This window comes from Thermodesulfobacteriota bacterium, from assembly GCA_040756475.1.
Classification (GTDB): domain Bacteria; phylum Desulfobacterota; class Deferrisomatia; order Deferrisomatales; family JACRMM01; genus JBFLZB01.
Genome location: JBFLZB010000015.1, coordinates 1 through 16,459, shown reverse-complemented (window position 1 = coordinate 16,459; position 16,459 = coordinate 1). Strand labels below are relative to the sequence as shown.

At 69.4% G+C, this 16,459-nt stretch carries 14 protein-coding genes; 1 reads left to right on the top strand and 13 read right to left on the bottom strand.

Annotated features, from left to right (window positions below; all coding sequences use genetic code 11):
• Positions 1-163 precede the first annotated feature (163 nt).
• The 9 genes from AB1578_03740 to phnD all read right to left on the bottom strand — a co-directional run bounded on the left by AB1578_03740 (position 164) and on the right by phnD (position 11,189).
• The gene (locus AB1578_03740) at positions 164-844 is read right to left on the bottom strand and encodes a molybdenum cofactor guanylyltransferase (protein MEW6487013.1); all 681 of its coding nucleotides are present in this window, start codon (positions 842-844) and stop codon (positions 164-166) included.
• A complete protein-coding gene (gene mobB / locus AB1578_03735; protein MEW6487012.1) occupies positions 841-1,947 on the bottom strand; it encodes a molybdopterin-guanine dinucleotide biosynthesis protein B in 1,107 nt (368 codons plus the stop codon). Before mobB ends, AB1578_03740 begins: the two co-directional genes overlap by 4 nt.
• Positions 1,948-1,960: 13 nt before the next feature.
• Positions 1,961-2,956: a 4Fe-4S dicluster domain-containing protein gene (locus tag AB1578_03730; protein ID MEW6487011.1), complete on the bottom strand. Its 996-nt coding sequence runs from the start codon at positions 2,954-2,956 to the stop codon at positions 1,961-1,963.
• The gene (locus tag AB1578_03725; GenBank protein MEW6487010.1) at positions 2,943-3,611 is read right to left on the bottom strand and encodes a molecular chaperone TorD family protein; all 669 of its coding nucleotides are present in this window, start codon (positions 3,609-3,611) and stop codon (positions 2,943-2,945) included. Before AB1578_03725 ends, AB1578_03730 begins: the two co-directional genes overlap by 14 nt.
• A gap of 82 nt (positions 3,612-3,693) precedes the next feature.
• Entirely contained in the window at positions 3,694-4,485 is a 792-nt protein-coding gene (locus tag AB1578_03720; protein MEW6487009.1) for a 4Fe-4S dicluster domain-containing protein, read from the bottom strand.
• A gap of 23 nt (positions 4,486-4,508) precedes the next feature.
• Positions 4,509-7,043 (bottom strand): molybdopterin-dependent oxidoreductase, encoded by a 2,535-nt coding sequence (locus tag AB1578_03715; protein ID MEW6487008.1) that lies wholly within the window; start codon positions 7,041-7,043, stop codon positions 4,509-4,511.
• Positions 7,044-7,462: 419 nt separating this feature from the next.
• Complete coding sequence (locus AB1578_03710; protein MEW6487007.1) at positions 7,463-8,812, bottom strand: sigma-54 dependent transcriptional regulator; 1,350 nt, start codon at positions 8,810-8,812, stop codon at positions 7,463-7,465.
• Positions 8,809-10,278 carry an ATP-binding protein gene (locus tag AB1578_03705; protein ID MEW6487006.1) on the bottom strand — a complete coding sequence of 490 codons (1,470 nt, stop codon included), beginning with the start codon at positions 10,276-10,278 and terminating at the stop codon, positions 8,809-8,811. The genes AB1578_03710 and AB1578_03705 overlap by 4 nt, the downstream gene beginning before the upstream one ends.
• Complete coding sequence (gene phnD, locus AB1578_03700) at positions 10,275-11,189, bottom strand: phosphate/phosphite/phosphonate ABC transporter substrate-binding protein (GenBank protein MEW6487005.1); 915 nt, start codon at positions 11,187-11,189, stop codon at positions 10,275-10,277. The genes AB1578_03705 and phnD overlap by 4 nt, the downstream gene beginning before the upstream one ends.
• Before the next feature lie 701 nt (positions 11,190-11,890).
• On the opposite strand from phnD, the gene AB1578_03695 reads away from it, so the two are divergent.
• Positions 11,891-12,721: a C-GCAxxG-C-C family protein gene (locus tag AB1578_03695; GenBank protein ID MEW6487004.1), complete on the top strand. Its 831-nt coding sequence runs from the start codon at positions 11,891-11,893 to the stop codon at positions 12,719-12,721.
• A 105-nt stretch (positions 12,722-12,826) separates the two neighbouring features.
• Here AB1578_03695 and AB1578_03690 read toward each other — a convergent pair whose 3' ends face one another.
• The 4 genes from AB1578_03690 to AB1578_03675 all read right to left on the bottom strand — a co-directional run bounded on the left by AB1578_03690 (position 12,827) and on the right by AB1578_03675 (position 16,269).
• The gene (locus tag AB1578_03690) at positions 12,827-13,015 is read right to left on the bottom strand and encodes a hypothetical protein (protein MEW6487003.1); all 189 of its coding nucleotides are present in this window, start codon (positions 13,013-13,015) and stop codon (positions 12,827-12,829) included.
• A gap of 286 nt (positions 13,016-13,301) precedes the next feature.
• Positions 13,302-13,928, bottom strand: a complete 627-nt coding sequence (arsD, locus tag AB1578_03685) for an arsenite efflux transporter metallochaperone ArsD (GenBank protein MEW6487002.1) — start codon at positions 13,926-13,928, stop codon at positions 13,302-13,304.
• Positions 13,929-13,966: 38 nt separating this feature from the next.
• Positions 13,967-15,325, bottom strand: a complete 1,359-nt coding sequence (locus AB1578_03680; protein MEW6487001.1) for a radical SAM/SPASM family putative metalloenzyme maturase — start codon at positions 15,323-15,325, stop codon at positions 13,967-13,969.
• Positions 15,326-15,405: 80 nt separating this feature from the next.
• Positions 15,406-16,269 carry a universal stress protein gene (locus tag AB1578_03675; protein ID MEW6487000.1) on the bottom strand — a complete coding sequence of 288 codons (864 nt, stop codon included), beginning with the start codon at positions 16,267-16,269 and terminating at the stop codon, positions 15,406-15,408.
• Positions 16,270-16,459: the final 190 nt, after the last annotated feature.

Sequence of the window (16,459 nt, the reverse complement as noted above, 5' to 3'; positions counted from 1 at the left end):
CCGGTTCTCGTAGGAGAGGCCGCCTGCGAGCCGCCGCAGTGCCCAGTCGGTCCGGCAACCCGATCCGGGCCGACGGCCGGCCACGGGAAGCCGGCCGCCGATCGGGCCCGGCGACTCCCACGGGTGCAGCGTCCGAGGCTTGACGCGCGCGGAGAGTCGCAGATCAGCCCCCGGTTTGAGGGAGCCGCGGCCAATGCGGCGGGGCGCAGGCTTGCGCCAGCCGCAGTGCGACGGCGAGGTCGTCGGGGCGGTTGAGGTTGAGGAAGGAGCGCAGGTCGGGGTCTGTCCGCCGGAGCTCGGTCTCGGGGACCTCGCGGGTGTGCACCGCCGGGAAGACGTCCAGGATGCAGAGGTTTCCCGCGGCGATTGCCTTCTGGAAGACGGGCAGGCAGCTCGCGCGATAGAGGGCGCAGAGGGGTTCGTACCCTGCGGCAGTCCGCGGGACGACGGCATCGGCACCGGCGCGCCGGGCGAAGAGCTCCAAGAGCAGCCCGGGTTCCAGGAAGGGCGTGTCGCAGGCCACGCACAGGACCCAGGCCTCGGCCCCCAGCCGCTCCGCCGCGTACGCGAGGGCGGTGGCCACGCCGCCCATGGCGTTGGCTCCGGGGAAGCGGTCGGCAACCGTTGGGGTGCCGCAGTGGTCCAGGCGCGGCGGCCCGCCCACGGCGAACACGGTCTCGGCTGCCTGGCGCACCCGGTCGAGAACCCACTCGATGAGCGGGAAGCCTTCGAGCTCCAGAGCGGCCTTGTCGCGCCCCATGCGGGTGGCCCGGCCTCCCGCGAGGATGGCGGCAAACGGGATGTGGTCGGGATGGCCCAAGCGGCGCACGGGGATCGGTGTCACGCCCCGCCCAGGAACTGCGCCTCCAGGAAGTCGCACACCGGGCCCGGGTGGTCGAGGGGGAAGAGGGGCACCGGCAGGGGCAGGGGTTCATCGCTCACGACGCCGACCAGGCGGTGATCCAGGATCTGGCCGTCCCGGGTCGTGCACAGGAGCTCCGGGCTTCGCTCGGCTCGGTGGAGCTCGATCTTCGGGAGCCCTCCGGTCTTGTACCCCTCGGTGACCACCAGGTCCACGTCGGTCATGAAGCGGTAGATGATCTCGTCCAGCGTCATCTCGCCGCGGGCGTTGGGGTGCACCACGGCGAGCTTCTCGGCCGACGAGATGACCATGGGGGACGCCCCGGCCCGGGTCAGCCGCCAGGAGTCCTTGCCCTCGTGGTCGATCTCGAACCGGTGGGCGTCGTGCTTGATGGTCCCGATCCGGTACCCCCGGCGGGTGAGCTCGGCGATGGCCTTTTCGAGAAAGGTGGTCTTCCCGGTGCCCGATTTGGCGACGAAGGACACGGCGGGGGGACCGTAGCTTCGCAGCCGTGCCAGGTGCAGCCGGCTCTCGTCCAGGTCCGTGTGGGAGTGCACGTTGCGGAAGGTGAGCCCCGAAGGGTCGAGCGCGGTGAGGTCCTCGCCGTTGACGATCCGGGTGCGCACGTCGGAGATGAAGTCGAGCACCTTGAGGTTCCCCCGCCGGATGCGCTCCTCCATGGGGGCCACGCAGGCCTTGGAGTACACGGCGCACAGGGGCTCGAACCCTGCGCGGCTGCGGGGCACCACCACGTCCCACCCCTGGCGCTGGGCGTAGAGGTGCCGCACCACCCGGGGGTGGAGGAAGGGCATGTCGGCGCCCACCGCGAAGGCATAGCGGCTTCCCACGTGCTTGAGGCCGGTGGCGATGGCCCCCAGGAGCGCCGCCCCGGGGTACTCGTCGGCCACCGCCCTCAGCCCGGCGGAGGTGAAGGGCGCCGGGTCCTCGGCCACGACCACCACCTCGTCGAAGAACCCCTCCAGGATTCGGTGGGTCCGGTGGATGAGGCTCTCCCCCTGGAGCTCCCAGCTCCAGCGGTCGTCCCGGCCGTCGGCGATGAGCAGGGCGGTGCGGATGTCTCTCATGGGGTTTCTCCGGTCACCACGCCGAAGGGGTGGCGGCCACTGCCTTCGGGGCATGCAGCGGCACGGTTTCGCACACGTCCCGGCGGAACGGAACAGGCCGCTCTCCTCCGCAAGCGCCGTTGCCGTCGATCCTCAGTGATCCCGAGGGGCAGAAGGCCTCGCACACCCGGCACCCGCTGCACCGTTGCGGGTCCAGCTCGATGTGCCGATCCGGGCCTTCTCCCACCCGCGCCAGGGCTCCGGTGGGGCACATGGCCGCGCACCGCGGGCACGCGGTGCAGCGATCGTCTACGGTCAGAGTGAAGGAAAAGGCATCGGCCAGCCGGGCTGCAGCCCCGGGCTGGGCGTGCTCCAGGGCGAGGTGCAGCGCCGCGCGCCGGCGCGGAAGCTGTTTGGCCGATCGGCCGCAGGGGTCGGCCGGAGCGGCGGACTTCAGGAGGGCCGAGGCGCCGGCGGTGGTACCCCACCCCAGGGACCGGAAGAACGTGCGCCGGTCCAGGGATCGCTCTCGAAAGGACAGGTCGCGAGGGCTTCGGGCGATCCGCACCTCGCCCCCCGGGCGGAGCTCCGCGACCCGGGCGGCGCGCTCGGCAACCGTCTCCGTGGCCCCCTTCCGCGGACAGGCGGGGCACCGGGTGGCGTTGAGCTGCACGCCCTGGGGCACGAGCACCGCCAGCGCCGCCAGCTCCTCCTCGGTCAGGTAGCCGAGGCAGGGCACCCGGGCGTGGGCCTCCACCCCGTCTGCCCCGGTGCACCCCAGCACCGGAGAGGGCACGGAGGAGAGGCGGGCCGCCAACGCCTCGACGCCGGGCATCGCGCCGGCGAGGCCGTCCATCGGACAGGCGGAGACGCACAGGCCGCAGCCGGTGCACGCCCGGGGGTCCACCGCGGGCATCCGGCCCTCGAAGCCTAGGGCGCCGCTGGGGCAGATCTCGGCGCATCGGCCGCACGCGAAGGTGTGGCACCGAAGGCGCAGGCACCGGCTGGAATCGACGTCAGGGAGACGCATGGGGTCGAGGCCCGGTCGCGCCACCGCCTGCGCCTTCCCCCGCGGGAGCGGCGGAAAGGGCGGCCGCCAAGTCTCTGAGGCCCGCGCGAAGGCAGCGAGCCAGAGCCGTGTAGAAGTCGCTCTGGGACTCCGCCTCCACGCGGTCGCAGAAGGCAGGCGCCCAAGGGAGCAGGTGCTCCCGGAGGAAGGCTTCGGCGGCCGCGGATTCGTCCCCGGCGCCACCGGCCAGGAGGTAGGCGGCGAACTCCAGTTCGGCCGCCACGTGGTCCGGAACCTCGTGGAAGTCCGAGGCCAGGGTGAGGCCGGCCTCGCGGTAGGCGCGCTGCACGGCCAGGGTCGAGGGGCCCATGAGGACCTTGGGGCCGTCCCGGTAGACCGACCCGTAGGGCGGTGCGGCGACCTCGAAGGGGCCGAGGAAGAGGCGGGCGTGCTCCACCCGCAGGTCTTCGGGGCGGGTGTCCGCCAGGGAAGCCCCCAGGCGGCGGGCACACTCCGAGGCCTCGGGGGAGAAGCCCTCCAGGGAAGCCCCCAGGTTTTCGCATACCCTCTCCTCCCGCAGGAGGTCGGGGTCGGGCGGATAAAAGCACGCCGCGAGCAGGCGCAACGCGTCTGCGGCGGCTTGGAGGGAGCGTTTCGGGAGGGGGGCAGGAGTCACGAGGCACTCTCTCCGTTTCGTGGGGTCGGGAAGAGGCGCGAGGAGGGGCCGGGGCATCGAGCCGCCGGCCCCCCCTGGCCGATCAGACTTTGCGCCGGGTGTAGCTGCGGATGTAATAGACGTTGGGGCGGTAGCCCTTTTCGGTGCCGGACAGGAACTCCCCGTTGTTGTTCTTGAGCCGCATCGGCTTGTAGGTCTGGAGGAGCAGGTTCACGTTGCTGTCGGGGTCGTCCAGGTCGCCGAAGATCCGGGCGTTGGAGGGGCAGACCTCGGTGCACCAGGGCTTGAGGGCCTTCGCGACCCGATGCTCGCAGAAGATGCACTTTTCCACCACTCCCGCCCGGCGCACGCTCTCGTAGTCGGGGTGCCGGTAGCGGGTGCGGTAGGGCGGAACGTCCCGCCCCAGCCGGGCGATCTCGACGCCCGAAGCCGTGCACCCGGGGATGAGCTCGGTGGCGTCTCGGAAGGCGGGGTAGGTGGCCTTGCCCGACTCGTTGAAGCTGATGACGCTGTACTGGGCGTTGTCCTCGTCCACGTCCATGGCGCTGTAGGGGCAGGCGTCCTGGCAGGCCTGGCACCCGATGCAGCGCTCGTCGTTGTGCATGGTGATGCCGCCGGCGGTCTTGAACATGGCCTTGGGGGTCACCGGGCAGGCCTCCACGCAGGGGGCGTCGGTGCAGTGGTTGCACAGCACCGGCAGGTTGGTGACCGTGGCGTCGGGGAAGCGGCCCTCCCGCTGGATGAAGAAGTCGGCCCAGTTGAAGGTCTGGCCGTGGGCCTTGTCCTGGGTGTTGTTCTCGGTCTTGCAGCCGATGCCGCAGGCCCCGCAGCCGACGCACTTTTGCAGGTCGATGACCATCGCGTATGTGGGCATGGATCGTCTCCTCTACAGGAAGGTCAGACCTTCTCGATGCGCACGCCGGTGAAGCCGCCGTTGCGGGCCGTCGAGCCGCTTAGGCGGTCCAGGTCGTGGGGCATGAGCTCGTTGAAGTTGGAGCCGTTGGGTACGGCCTTGGCGTAGTCGCCCGCGGCCACGCGGCCGTAGGCCCAGTGGCCCTGACCGAAGCACTTGGCCACCGTGCCGGGGCGCACGCCCTCCCACAGGCGCACCCGGGCGGTGAGGCTCTTCACCACCGAGGTGACCTTGACCGTGTCGCCCTCCCGGAGGCCCAGCCTCTCGGCGTCCGCCGGGTTCATCTGGAGCACGTCCTGGTAGTTGACGTTGCCCGGGTCGACTTTCTTGAAGGCGTGGTACCAGGTGAGATTGGCGCTTCGCCCCTCCCGGTTGAGCCGCGACTTGTAGTCGATGAGGGCAAAGGGGTAGTCCTGCTCGCTCCCGTGCCGGAGCACCGGCTCGTAGTGGGGCACGAAGGCCAACTCACCCCGGGCCGTGTAGTTGCACACGGCGAGGATGTCGTCCACCGTTGTCTTGTGCTTCTCGGCGTGCTCGGTCAGCGCCTTCTTCAGGGTCTCGCTGTAGAGCTCGAACTTCTTCGTCTCGGTCGGGAAGTTCCCCCACTTCTTCTTGAAGGCGAAGGGCTCGGAGTTGTAGAGGCCCTTCTCCCGGAAGTCCTCCCAGCCGGCCAGCTTGTCGCCCTTGGGCGGCTTCTCGGGGTCGGGGGCCCACACGGCCTTGCTGCGCAGCTTCGTGGCGAACAGGGCGAGCTCCAGGGCATTGGCTGGGTTCTTGCCGGTCTCCGGGTCCTTGAACTCCTTGTGCAGCCAGTCGTAGAGGTTCGAAAACCCCCTGGCCTTGAGCTTCTCGCCCAGGAGCCAGACGACCTCGCACTCCGGGTCCTTCACGTCCCACATGCGCTCGATCGCCGGCTGGTGGATCGACATGTGGGCGTAGCCGTTGGCCTTGTTGCGCGAGATGCCCCACTGTTCCGAGTGGTGCAGGGCGGACGGGAGCACGATGTCGGCGAACTGGGTCATCTCCGACGCCATGGGCACGATGTGGACGAAGAAGGGCACCTGGGCCATGGCCTCGTCCCAGCGGTCGGCGCCGGTGCAGGAGAAGTTGAAGTTGTTGTAGTAGCCGATGTGCACCTTGATGTCGTAGGGGTCCTTGGCCAGGATGGCGGTGGCCACCTGGTTGGTCACCACGCCGCTGCCGGGCTTGCCGCTGGCCATGGCGGGGATGTCCTTGTACCCGCGCTGGTCGATCTTCTTTTGCTTGTTGCCGGTCTTGGCGACGTCGTCCAGGTAGTCGTCGAACTTGGGGTAGCTCGTGCTCGGCACGCTGGGCTGGGTGAAGACCCCGCCCTCGTTGTCTGTGGCGCCCAGCAGGCCGTTCAGGGCGTGCATCGCCAGGGCCGAGTAGGTACCCCGGGGTTGCATGTTCGGCCCGTACCAGATCGCCACCCGGGGGGCGAACTTCCCCATGCCCCGGGCTACCCGCAGGATCTGCTCCCGGGACACCCCGGTCACCTGGGCCGCCCACTCCGGCGTGCAGTCCTTGAGCGCCAGGTTCCACCACTTGACGAGGCCGTTGGTGTGGACCTCCCGGAAGGCCGCCTCGTCCACCGCCTGGCCCGCCTTGAAGCGGTTGGCTCCGTCGGCGAAGTCACCCACGAACTCCCTGTTCCACAACCCTTCGGCGAGCAACACGTGGGCGAAGGCGCACGCCAGGGCCCCGTCCTCGCCGGGCTTGACCGGGAGCCACTCGTGGGCCTTGGCCGCCGTGATGCTCATGCGGGGGTCGATGGCCACCACGGTGCCCCGCTCCAGGAGGCGGTGCATCTTGTGGATGGTGTTGGGGACCTGCCGGTTGGAGGAGAGGGGATCGCACGCCCACGTCACCAGGTAGTCGGTGTGCTCCAGGTCGTAGTCCAGGTAGCCCCAGAAGCCCTCGGTGTAGAACCGGCCCATCTTCTCCACCTCGGCGCAGATGGCGCTGTGGGAGATGTTGTTGGGCGAGCCGAGGATCTTCGGCACGCTGCCGTAGAGGATGGCGTTGTGGTCGGTGTAGCGGCCGCGGGTGACCATGAGCTTGTGGGTCTCGCCGCTCCGGCGCAGCTCCATGACCTTCTCGGCCACCGTGTCCATGGCCTCGTCCCAGGAGATGGGCACGAACTTGGGGTCGACGCCCCGCCCCTTCTTCGGGTTGGTGCGCTTCATCGGCACCTTGATCCGGTCCGGGTCGTAGATCTGCTGCAGGATCAGGTGGCCCCGAACGCAGCAGTACCCGTTGTTGGCCTTGCTCCGCTCGTTGCCGCGCACCTTCACCGCGCGGCCGTCCTGCACGAAGATCTGGATGGGGCACCAGGCCGTACACCCCTGGCAGGTGGACGCCACCCACTTCCCCGGGTCTTCCCCCATGGGACCCCGGTCCTCCGCCTTGGCGAAGGCGTTCAGGGCCGGAAGCCCCGCTGCCGCCGCCGCGGTCGCCGCCGCGCCCGCCTTCAGGAACTCACGTCTGCGGATCTCCATGGCCACCTCCCTGCTGGTGATGGGGTGCACAAATCGAGACGGCTGCCTGCCATGTTTCGCGAGGTCGCCGCCAGCCTACTCCTTGGTCCTTCGCTCGCAACAAGAAATCCATAAGCAAGAGCGGGGCCACCGAGGAAGGGGCTCGGGAAGGACAATTCGGTACGGGGAGTTCCCGAAAAGCGTTGCCCCATGGAAACGGTCGGGTCTGTGCGGCAAAGGGCGTGTGGGCGGGGTGTTGCTCAGAGCCAAGCGTTGCCTGCCGGCAACGGTCGGCCGGGTCAAGCCGGTGTGCTGGCTGGAGGGGCGTGACGGGGGTGGCGGACGGGCGGGCACGCTCGCTCGGCTTCGCCCCAAGCCTGCCGGGCTTCCCGGATTTCTGGGCTGAGGGCCGATCGTAGAAAGCCGGGCGTACGGTCTCCTTACGCCTGGGCCTTCTTCCAGAGGGTCTCTCGGGCGACCCCGAGGCGGCGGGCGGCGGCGGCCTTGTTGCCCCCCTCTTCTTCCACGACGGCGTCGATGAACTGGCGCTCGAAGCGCCCCACCGCCTCGCGAAGCAGGAGGCGGGTGGGCACGGCGGCGAAGAGCATGCCAGCGGCGGGCCGCTTGGCGCGGAGCTCGGCGGGGAGGTCCCGCGGGCGGATCTCGGCCCCGGGGTGGAGCACCTGGAGCCGCTCCACCAGGTTCTGGAGCTCCCGCACGTTACCGGGCCAGGGGTGGGCCAGCAGCGCCTCGACGGCCTCCGCCGAGAAGCGCACCGGATCGAGGCCGTGGCTCCGGCTGTACCGCCGCACGAAGTGCTCCAGGAGGAGCGGGATGTCGTCCGCCCTCTCCCGCAGCGGCGGCACCGAGATCGGCACCACGCTCAGGCGAAAGTAGAAGTCTTCCCGGAGGTCTCCGCTGCGCAGCAGCTCCTGGGGGTGCCGGTTCGTGGCCGCCACCAGGCGGAAGTCCACGGAAATCTCCTCCTCGCCGCCCAGCCGGCGGATGCGCCGGTCCTGGAGCGCCCGCAGGAGCTTGACCTGCATGGCGGAGGAGATCTCGCCCACCTCGTCGAGGAACAAGGTCCCCCCGGACGCCTGCTCCAGCACCCCCTTGCGGCGGCGCTCCGCGCCCGTGAAGGCCCCCTTCTCGTGGCCGAAGAGCTCCGACTCCATGAGGGTCTCGGGCACCGCGCCGCAGTTGACCTTGACCAGGGGACCCTCCTGCCGGGGGCTGTGCCGGTGGAGGAGCTCCGCCACGAGCTCCTTGCCCGTGCCGCTCTCCCCCTGGACGAGCACCGTGGCGTCGGTGGCGGCCACGGAACGGGCGGTCTCCAGGAGCCGCAGCACCTTGCGGCTGCGGCCCACGAACCCCTCTTCGGGCGCCCGGGCCCGCAGGGCCGCGAGCTCCTCTTCGGTGCGCCGGGCCCGGAAGAGCCGCTCGAGCTTCAAAAGGAGCATCTCGGTGGGGAAGGGTTTGGCCAGGTAGTCCGAAGCCCCTTCCCGCATGGCCTCCACCGCCGCCTCCACCGAGGCGTGGCCGGTCATGACCAGGGCAGAGCACCGGGGTTGCCTCTCCCGCAGGGCCCGAAACAGGCTCAGATCGTCGGCGTCGGGGAGCCGCACGTCCAGGAGCGCCGCGTCGTACTCCCGGCGGGAGGCTGTGGCGAGGGCCTCGGCGGCGGTCTCTGCGTGGGTAGTGTCGTAGGCGCTTCCCGCAAGGGCCTCCAGGAGCATGGCCGCGAAGAGGGGGTCGTCCTCCACCACCAGGATGCGGGGCCTCGAGGTCATGGGCGGCGCTCCTTTCCCTCGGGGTGCGCTGGAAGCCGGAGCACGAACCGTGCCCCGCCCCTGGGGGCGTCCTCCAGGGTGAGGCTCCCCCCGTGGACCTCGGCGATGCGTCGCGAGATGGCCAGCCCCATGCCGCTGCCCCGGCCGGGGGGCTTGGTGGTGAAAAACGGCTCAAAGATCCTCTCCCGGAGCTCGGGCGGGACGCCCGGTCCGTCGTCCTCTACTTCGAAGGAGACGCAGCCCACGTCTGCAGTCGCCGTGATCCGTACGGTGCCGCTCTCCCCGGCCGCGTCGGCAGCATTGAGGACAAGGTTCAGGAGCGCCTGCTGGACCTTGTGGCGGTCGGCCCGCACGGTGACGGCCGGGGGTGGACCCCGGACATCGAGGAGTACGGCCTTTCGCTTGAGGGCCATCTTGGCGAAGAGGGCGGCCTCCTGGAAGAGCTTCTCCAGGGGCTCGGGCTGGAGCCGCACCTCGCCGGAGCGGGAAAGGTCGAGGAGCTGAGCCACCACGGTGCGGATCCGCTCCATCCCCTGACGGGCCACCCGGAGGTAGCGCTCCCGGTCTTTCTCCGGCGCCCGCTCGGCGTGGAAGAGGGCTCCCTCCAGGGCCGCCAGGGGGTTGTTCACCTCGTGGGCCACCCCGGCCACGATCTGCCCGGCCGCCACCAGGCGCTCGTTCTCCAGCAGGTGTCGCGTCGCGCGTTCCCGTTCGGCCTCGCTGGCCCGGAGCCGCTCGAGCATCCCGCGAAAGCTGCGCTCCAGCTCGCCGATCTCGTCCCGGCGGAGTGCGGGGGCCGGGAGCTCCGGCAGGGCGCTTCCCACCGACTCCATGCGCCCCACCAGGGCCAGGAGCGGCCGGGCCAGGCCCCGGCCGAGGGCGTGGAAGACCAGCACCCCGCCCGCGAAGAACAACCCTGCGAACAGGGTGATGCGGGTCGCCAGTGCCCGAAGCTGCTCCTGGAGGGGGTGAAGCGAGATGCCGACGCGAAGGACGCCCCAGCGCTTGCCGTGGATCGCCAGGGGGTAGGCCAGGTCCCAGGCCTCCACGCCTCCCACCGCGGTCTCCTGGAGGAGGAACGCCTGGGCGGAGAGGGCCCGCTCGGTGAGGGGGTCGGCGTAGATCCGACCGTACTCGGCGAAGACGTTGTGGGCCAGTACCTTCCCGCTGGGGTCCAGCACCACGGCGTAGAGGGGTTCGAGAGCCTCCTGGGCCATGATCTCCGCTACGAAGTTGTCCAGCAGCCCTCCCTCCTCGATGACGCCGATCTCCTCGTAGAGGAGGGCGTTGATGATGGGGATGGCCATGGCGGAGACGAGGAGGCGGCCCTCCCGCTCGGTGTGCTCCCGCAGGAGAGCCCTCTCCCTGGCCCACGCGAAGCCCCCCCAGAGCAGGGCGGAGAGCACCACGAGCCCGGAGGCCAACACGGTGAACTTGGCCGTGATCCCGAACCGCGGGCTGCTCACCGGTGGCACCCCTCTCCACAGGTCTGGCCGATGGACTCCATCTCCCTAAAGATCTGGCCGTAGTCCTCGACCCGGGCCTCGGCAAAACCGTGGCGGAACTCCGGGTCCCACTCGGCGAGCTGCTCCCGGAGCGCCGGGTCGGAGGGGTCGATCCCCAGGAGCGCGTTTCGGACGGCTTCCCGCAGATCCGCCGGGGTCTCGGGACGGCATACGATGGGGACCGAGGGGACGGGGTCGGACTCGGCGAGAAACCGCAGGCCGTGCTCTTGGTACCGCTGGGCGATCACGTCCTTCACCGCCCCCGCGTCCACGTGGCCCTTGAGCACCGCCTTGGCCACCGAGTCGTGTTTCTCCAGGTTGACGTAACTGCCGAGGTCCGAGAGGGGAACGCCGCCGCGGAACAGCATCAGCCGCGGCTTGAGGTTGCCCGAGGTGGAGTGGACGTTGCCGAAGGCGAAGCTCCGTCCCTTGAGGTCCGAGAGCGCTTGGATGTCGCTGTCGCGCCGCACGACGATGATGCTCCGGTACCAGGGCTCCCCTCCGGCGTTTCGCGGTCGCACCAGGGGAACCGCCTGGAAGGAGAGGTAGGCCTCGGTGAAGGTCACGTCCCCCAGGGAGGCGAACTCCACCTCTCCCGACCGCAGCAGGGCGACCGCCTCTTCGTAAGTCTTGGCGAGCTTGAGCTCGAAGCGGTACGGGGTCACCTCGTTCAGGTAGTCCATGATGGGCTGGTAGGACTTGACCATGAGCAGGGGGTTGTACCGGGGGATCACGGTGAAGCGCACCACGGTCCCACCGCCGGGCGCCCGCTCGGCGGCTGCACCCGAGAGGGAGAGGGCGGGGAAGCCAAGCCCCATCGCCACTCCGAGCGCAGCGAGGACCCTTGCCCCACGGTGGGGTAGCTCTTTCATGTGCGTATCACCGCAAGGGGGCTCCGCCCCGGAGGGTGGACGGGCACGACCCGATCCCGAGACCCACGCCGCATGTGTCCCTCTCCAAACCCACTCCAGATCAGGTGTAACGATTCTCACGCTACGTCGCTCGCGCGGTCCAGGTCAAGGACCGGGCGAGGTGCCTGGGTCGCCCCCGAGGCGGGGGATCCTGCCGGAGAAGCGCGTCTCGGGGACAGCCCGAGGAATGCGCGTCGGCCAGTACCGTCTCCACCCTGCGCTCTGCTCGGTCACTGCCGCCCGGAGATCTCGCATTCCAGTACGGGGCATGAGCTGCCATGTTCTTGACGTGTTGGCTATGAGCGTGTTGGCCAAGTCACTACTTGCCTGCTGTACCTAACTGGAATCAATACCTTTTCTTTTGTGGATTCGATTCATATTGACAAGGACTTCCGCTTCGTAGACGCTTCTTGTGAAGTATCGGACAAGTCGGCCGTTCGCAACGATACATCAGGGGGTTGCCTTCCCCCCTCGTGCTTCCGGGAGCCCGCTGGGGCTCATCGTCGAGACGCCAACGGTCCCATGCTGCCCGCCGGTGGGGACCCGGCCGCGATCGGCGCTCCCGTCCGAGGCGGGTCCGGTTTCCCCATGACGTCCCCGACGCGGCCGGGGGAATCGACGGCCGCATCCCGTTTCCCCCGCGAGGGAGAGGAGAAAGAATCATGAACCAGGACAGGCGAAGGGTGCTCGGCATGGCAGGAGGGCTCGCGGCTGCCGGGGTCCTCGGCGCCGGCGCGCTGCGGCTGGCGGGGGCCCAGGACAAGGCCCCCACCAAGCGGCCGGAGATCAAGCTGGACAAGAAGGGCAAGGTGTACCACGAGCCCCTGCCCTACGTGGCCCTGGACCCGGAAGAAGCCCTGGAGCTTGCCTACACGAACAAGCTCCTGGGTGACTGCTTCTACGGCGTCTTCGCGACGATCGTGGAGATGCTCGCGGACAAGGTAGGCGGCCCCTACCTCACCTACCCCACCACCGTGACCCGGGTCGGCGCGGGCGGGATCGTCGGCTGGGGAGCGACCTGCGGCGCCCTTCAGGGGGCGGCCATGGCGATCTACCTGGTCTCGCCGAACGCAGCGCCGATCATCGACGAGGTGTTCAACCACTACCAGTACACGGCTCTCCCCGATGTCCCGATCAAGCGGGCGCAGATGGAGATCAAGCCCTCGAGGGCGGACTCCACCCTCTGCCACGTCTCGATCTCTCACTGGACCAAGGCGTCCGGGGCAAAGGCCTTTTCGAAGGAGCGAACCGAACGTTGCGCCCATATCGCCGCCTGCGTGACGAGGGAGACCGTGATCGCCCTCAACGCGCAACTCGCGGGCTCCTTCAAGGGTGAGTTCCCGACCCCGGAAGCAGTGACGGCGTGTCGGGCGTGCCACGACATGGGGGGGGAGATGGAAAACACCCGAGGCAAGATGAATTGCCTCACCTGCCACAGCGGACACGACGAGAAGAAGCCGAACATCTACGACGTTGCGCCCAAGAAGATCTAAGCTGCAGCGGGCTTCGGGGCGGCATTCGGATGCCGGATTCCGCCCCGGAGTCCCGGGCCGCCGCTGCCCTCGGTCCGTGGGCAACCACCCGAGCCGTCCATCTTTTCACGGCCGATCTCCCGCCCGATCTTTGACGGCAAGGTAGGCCTTGTACTCCTCGATGAGGAGGTGCTGGTATTCCCTCCGGACGACTTCGGAAGCGGGAATGTAGTTCTTGGCAGCCTTCAAGAGGTGCAGGATTTCATCGGCGGCGCTGTGGTTCGCAGGTCTTCCCAGACCATGCAGGGCCGCCATGATCTCGTTGAGACCGTTGACCGTTACTTTGGTTCCGTCCAAAAACCGCAAGCTACGCCGGCTAACTGCCGGTGGCGCGTCATCGCCTCAGGTCGTTCAGCCGATGGAGTGCAGCAGCGACGTGATGTTCATGGGATCCTTCCTCCGTTCGATTCCAGACCCAAGCCGGGTTCCGCATGCCATGGCAGTACCACGACCCGCGGATGGCTCTCGGCGACTTCCTTCAGGTACCGGGCCTCAGCTCGGCGGCGGGCCCGAAGCAGGGGATCGCGTAGTGTGAGGGGAGTCAGACTCTGGTTGACCACCCAAGCATAGGGCTCGATCCCGGCCCGGCGCAGGTCCGCCTCCAGGGCGGCGGCCTCGGGATCGACGTTGAGCGCCTCGATGCCCGAAGCGCCGGGAATTGCGCGGGGCGCGGAACCCAGTGGCGTGCCCAGCACATCTGGGCGGTTCGCACCGCGCGTGCCATGTCTTCCCGGCTCACGCCCAGCTTGAGGGCCTGGCCGCAGTGGTGCTTGAAGCACGGCTCGCAGTTGGACGCGATGGCGGCGCCGATGGCCACGAGCTCTTCCACGGCGCCGGAATAGAGCCCCGGCTCTTCCCCCGAGCTGCCCAGGATCAGGCGGTCCAACTGCTCGCAGGTGGGGTAGGAGCACCGGCTGACGATCTTCCCATCCACCAAGACCAAGGGCAGGCAGGCCTGGCCCTCCTCGGCGAGCGCCTTGCTCACCGCATAGCTTCGCGCAAACGCCCCGGGGTCCTGGGCCAGGTTGAACCGTTCGACGCGCACTCCCTGTTCTTGCAGGCGCTTGAGGTCGGCGGCGAAGCGGGCCAGCCCCGGGTCCACGCCGGGACCGCACACGCCGGTGGAACAGCACAGGGGGGGATCGAAGACCTGCAAGGTAGCCGGCATCTTGGGTACTCCTTTCGGGGGTCGGCTGGGACGGGGTGTCACGACAGGCAGTGGAACACCCCCTTGCACCACAGGCAGTCGCCGCAGGGCTCGGCGTTGAGGAAGCAGTCCTGCTCGAACTCCTCGGCCGTGACGTAGTCGCAGCACTTGGCCAGGTTGCAATCCGAGCAGAAGGGGTAGTCGTAGCGGGTCACGCCCTCCCGGAAGGCGCGGTAGGCGGGGTCTTTCCAGATGTCGAGGATGCCCCCTTCCTTCGTGTTTCCGAAGACCCGTGGGCGTACGAACTTCTCCCGCCCGTTGATGAGACACCGGTAGCCGTGCCAGAGGAAGTAGCAGGGGTGGACGTTCCCATCCCAGGATACGAACGCACCCCCCTCTTCCACGAACGCGCAGCGCCGGTCGCCGTGGGGAACCACCTCGGGCAGGCGCAGCTCCAGCCCTTCCTCCCGGGCAGCCGCCGCGGCTTCTCCGAAGACCTCCTCCACGTAGGAGATCCACGTCTCGTCTCGCTCGAGGATCTTCTGGACGTTGACGAACACGTCCCGGGCGTGGGCGTCGGCCTTCACGGCCTCGATGAAGGCGACGATGCGCTCTTCCTCCGGGGTCTTGGTGTACTTCCACAGGACCTCGAAGTAGCGCGCCAGGTCCACCCCTTCGGCCCGGGCGCGCTTGCGCCACGGCTCGAAGAACCCCACGGCCACGTCCGTGTTGGGATCGTAGGCGGCCTGCTCCACGAGGCGCTCGTCGTAGGGGAGAACCTGGGTGACCAGGGCAAAGGTCGCCCCCCGGCGGGCGGCCCACCGGACCACTTCGGGGAGCTCGGCCACGTTGTCGCGCACGGCCACGAACTCGATGCCCTTGGCGATCTGGCGGCCGGTGGCGGCCTCGGCCCGGCCAAGGGCCGCAAGGCCGCGGTCCACGGCCCCCACCTCGCCCCCTTCCCGGAGGCGTCGGAAAGTGGCCGGGGAGACCGCGTCCAGGGAGAGGCAGATCCGGTCGAGGCCCGCGTCGAGGAGGGAGAGCGCCCGGGCATCGTCGAGCAACAGCGCGTTGGACTGGAAGCCGATCCAGCCGGAGGCGGGCATGGCGCGGCGCGCGAGCCGGATGAAGCCTTCGAGCCCCGGGTGCAGGAGGGGCTCTCCGATGCCTGAGAGCACCAGGGCGTCCAATTGCGGAAAGGCGGGCTCCAGTGCCCGGAAGGTCCGAAGCGAGAGGTCGCCCTCCTCCATGCCGTGGTCGTGGGTCTGCTTCACGCACATGGCGCAGCGCAGGTTGCACCGGGTGGTCGTCTCGACGAAGAGCTTGGAGGGGTGGGGGAGGCGGGCCGGCTCGGCCTGAGCCGGTGCGGCCGCACTGGGCTGCCGTTCGAAGCGGGGAAGGGAAGGGGTGGCGTTCATGGCAACTCCGGAGGAGGAAGACCGCAGGGCGCGGCGCCCCCATGGAAACAGGTGCCGCGGACTCCGCGCCTTGACCCCGGTCAACCCCTCACCAGGAGCACCGGCGCCCGGGCCCGGCGCACCAGGCTGTAGGCCGTGCTCCCGAGGAGCATGCCGGGCAGCTCGCCCCAGCCCCGAGTCCCCATGACGACGAGGCTCACGTCCTCCTGGGCGGCCTGCTCCAGGAGGACCTTGCGGGGGTCTCCCTGGGCGATCTGCGATGCGACGCGCCTGCATCCCGCGCCCTGGAGGACCTCGGTCATGTCCCCGAGCCTGCGGGCGTCGTCCTCCGTGTAGCTCGCGGCGATCTCGGGCGCCAGGTGCTCCCAGGCCACCCGCTGGTTTACGTGGACCAGCGAGATCCGCCCGATGCGGCCGGCCAGCCCCTGGAGCACCTCGAAGGCCTTCCGTGCGGCCTCGGAGAAGTCCGTGGGGAAGAGCACGTGGTCGAGCGCCTTGGAGAAGCGAAGCGGGCAGTAGCGCCCGCCGTCCTCCGCCATGAGACTCATCCGCAGCACCAGCACCGGGCAGGGAGCGTACTCCACGATCCGCGCCGCAGTACCCCCTAAGAGCGAGCTCAGCACGGCGCCCCGGCCGTGGGAGGCGGTTACCACGAGGTCGGCTCCAGATTGGCGGGCCGCCTCCACTACCTCGTACCAGGCCACGCCCTTGGCGAGCCGGGTCTCCACCGCGTAGCCCTGTTCGCGCAGGGTCTGCGCCTGCGCTTCGAGCTCGGGGAGGTGGTCCTCGGCCAGGGCGTCGTCGAGGCCTACCGAGTGCCGCGTCTCCGCCACGTGGGCCAGGGTGACGCGCTGGGTGCCCAGGGCCTGGAGCTGGGTCGTGCACTCCAGCAGGGGGCCGGAGCCGGCCGAGAGGTCGGTGGCGATCAGGGAATGGAGAAACATGGGTTCTCCTTGCGGTGGGGGGGGCCGAAGTTCGCGGCCGAGGCCGCTCCTGCGGGGATTCCCGGGTGCTACGAGCGGACTTGGCCCCGAACCCCCGGAACGCGCCCCTACGCCCTTACGGGAATCCCCTCCGGCGTGAAGCTGGGTAGGTCGGGGCTTTCCCCCACCTCTCCACGGGGTGGAGGGGGAC

Bases quoted from the DNA above. Each gene is read 5' to 3' on its own strand.
- mobB (MEW6487012.1), bottom strand. From the start codon at position 1,947: ATGAGAGACATCCGCACCGCCCTGCTCATCGCCGACGGCCGGGACGAC.
- AB1578_03730 (MEW6487011.1), bottom strand. From the start codon at position 2,956: ATGCGTCTCCCTGACGTCGATTCCAGCCGGTGCCTGCGCCTTCGGTGC.
- AB1578_03720 (MEW6487009.1), bottom strand. From the start codon at position 4,485: ATGCCCACATACGCGATGGTCATCGACCTGCAAAAGTGCGTCGGCTGC.
- AB1578_03715 (MEW6487008.1), bottom strand. From the start codon at position 7,043: ATGGAGATCCGCAGACGTGAGTTCCTGAAGGCGGGCGCGGCGGCGACC.
- AB1578_03710 (MEW6487007.1), bottom strand. From the start codon at position 8,812: ATGACCTCGAGGCCCCGCATCCTGGTGGTGGAGGACGACCCCCTCTTC.
- phnD (MEW6487005.1), bottom strand. From the start codon at position 11,189: ATGAAAGAGCTACCCCACCGTGGGGCAAGGGTCCTCGCTGCGCTCGGA.
- AB1578_03695 (MEW6487004.1), top strand. From the start codon at position 11,891: ATGAACCAGGACAGGCGAAGGGTGCTCGGCATGGCAGGAGGGCTCGCG.
- AB1578_03690 (MEW6487003.1), bottom strand. From the start codon at position 13,015: ATGGCGGCCCTGCATGGTCTGGGAAGACCTGCGAACCACAGCGCCGCC.
- arsD (MEW6487002.1), bottom strand. From the start codon at position 13,928: ATGCCGGCTACCTTGCAGGTCTTCGATCCCCCCCTGTGCTGTTCCACC.
- AB1578_03680 (MEW6487001.1), bottom strand. From the start codon at position 15,325: ATGAACGCCACCCCTTCCCTTCCCCGCTTCGAACGGCAGCCCAGTGCG.
- AB1578_03675 (MEW6487000.1), bottom strand. From the start codon at position 16,269: ATGTTTCTCCATTCCCTGATCGCCACCGACCTCTCGGCCGGCTCCGGC.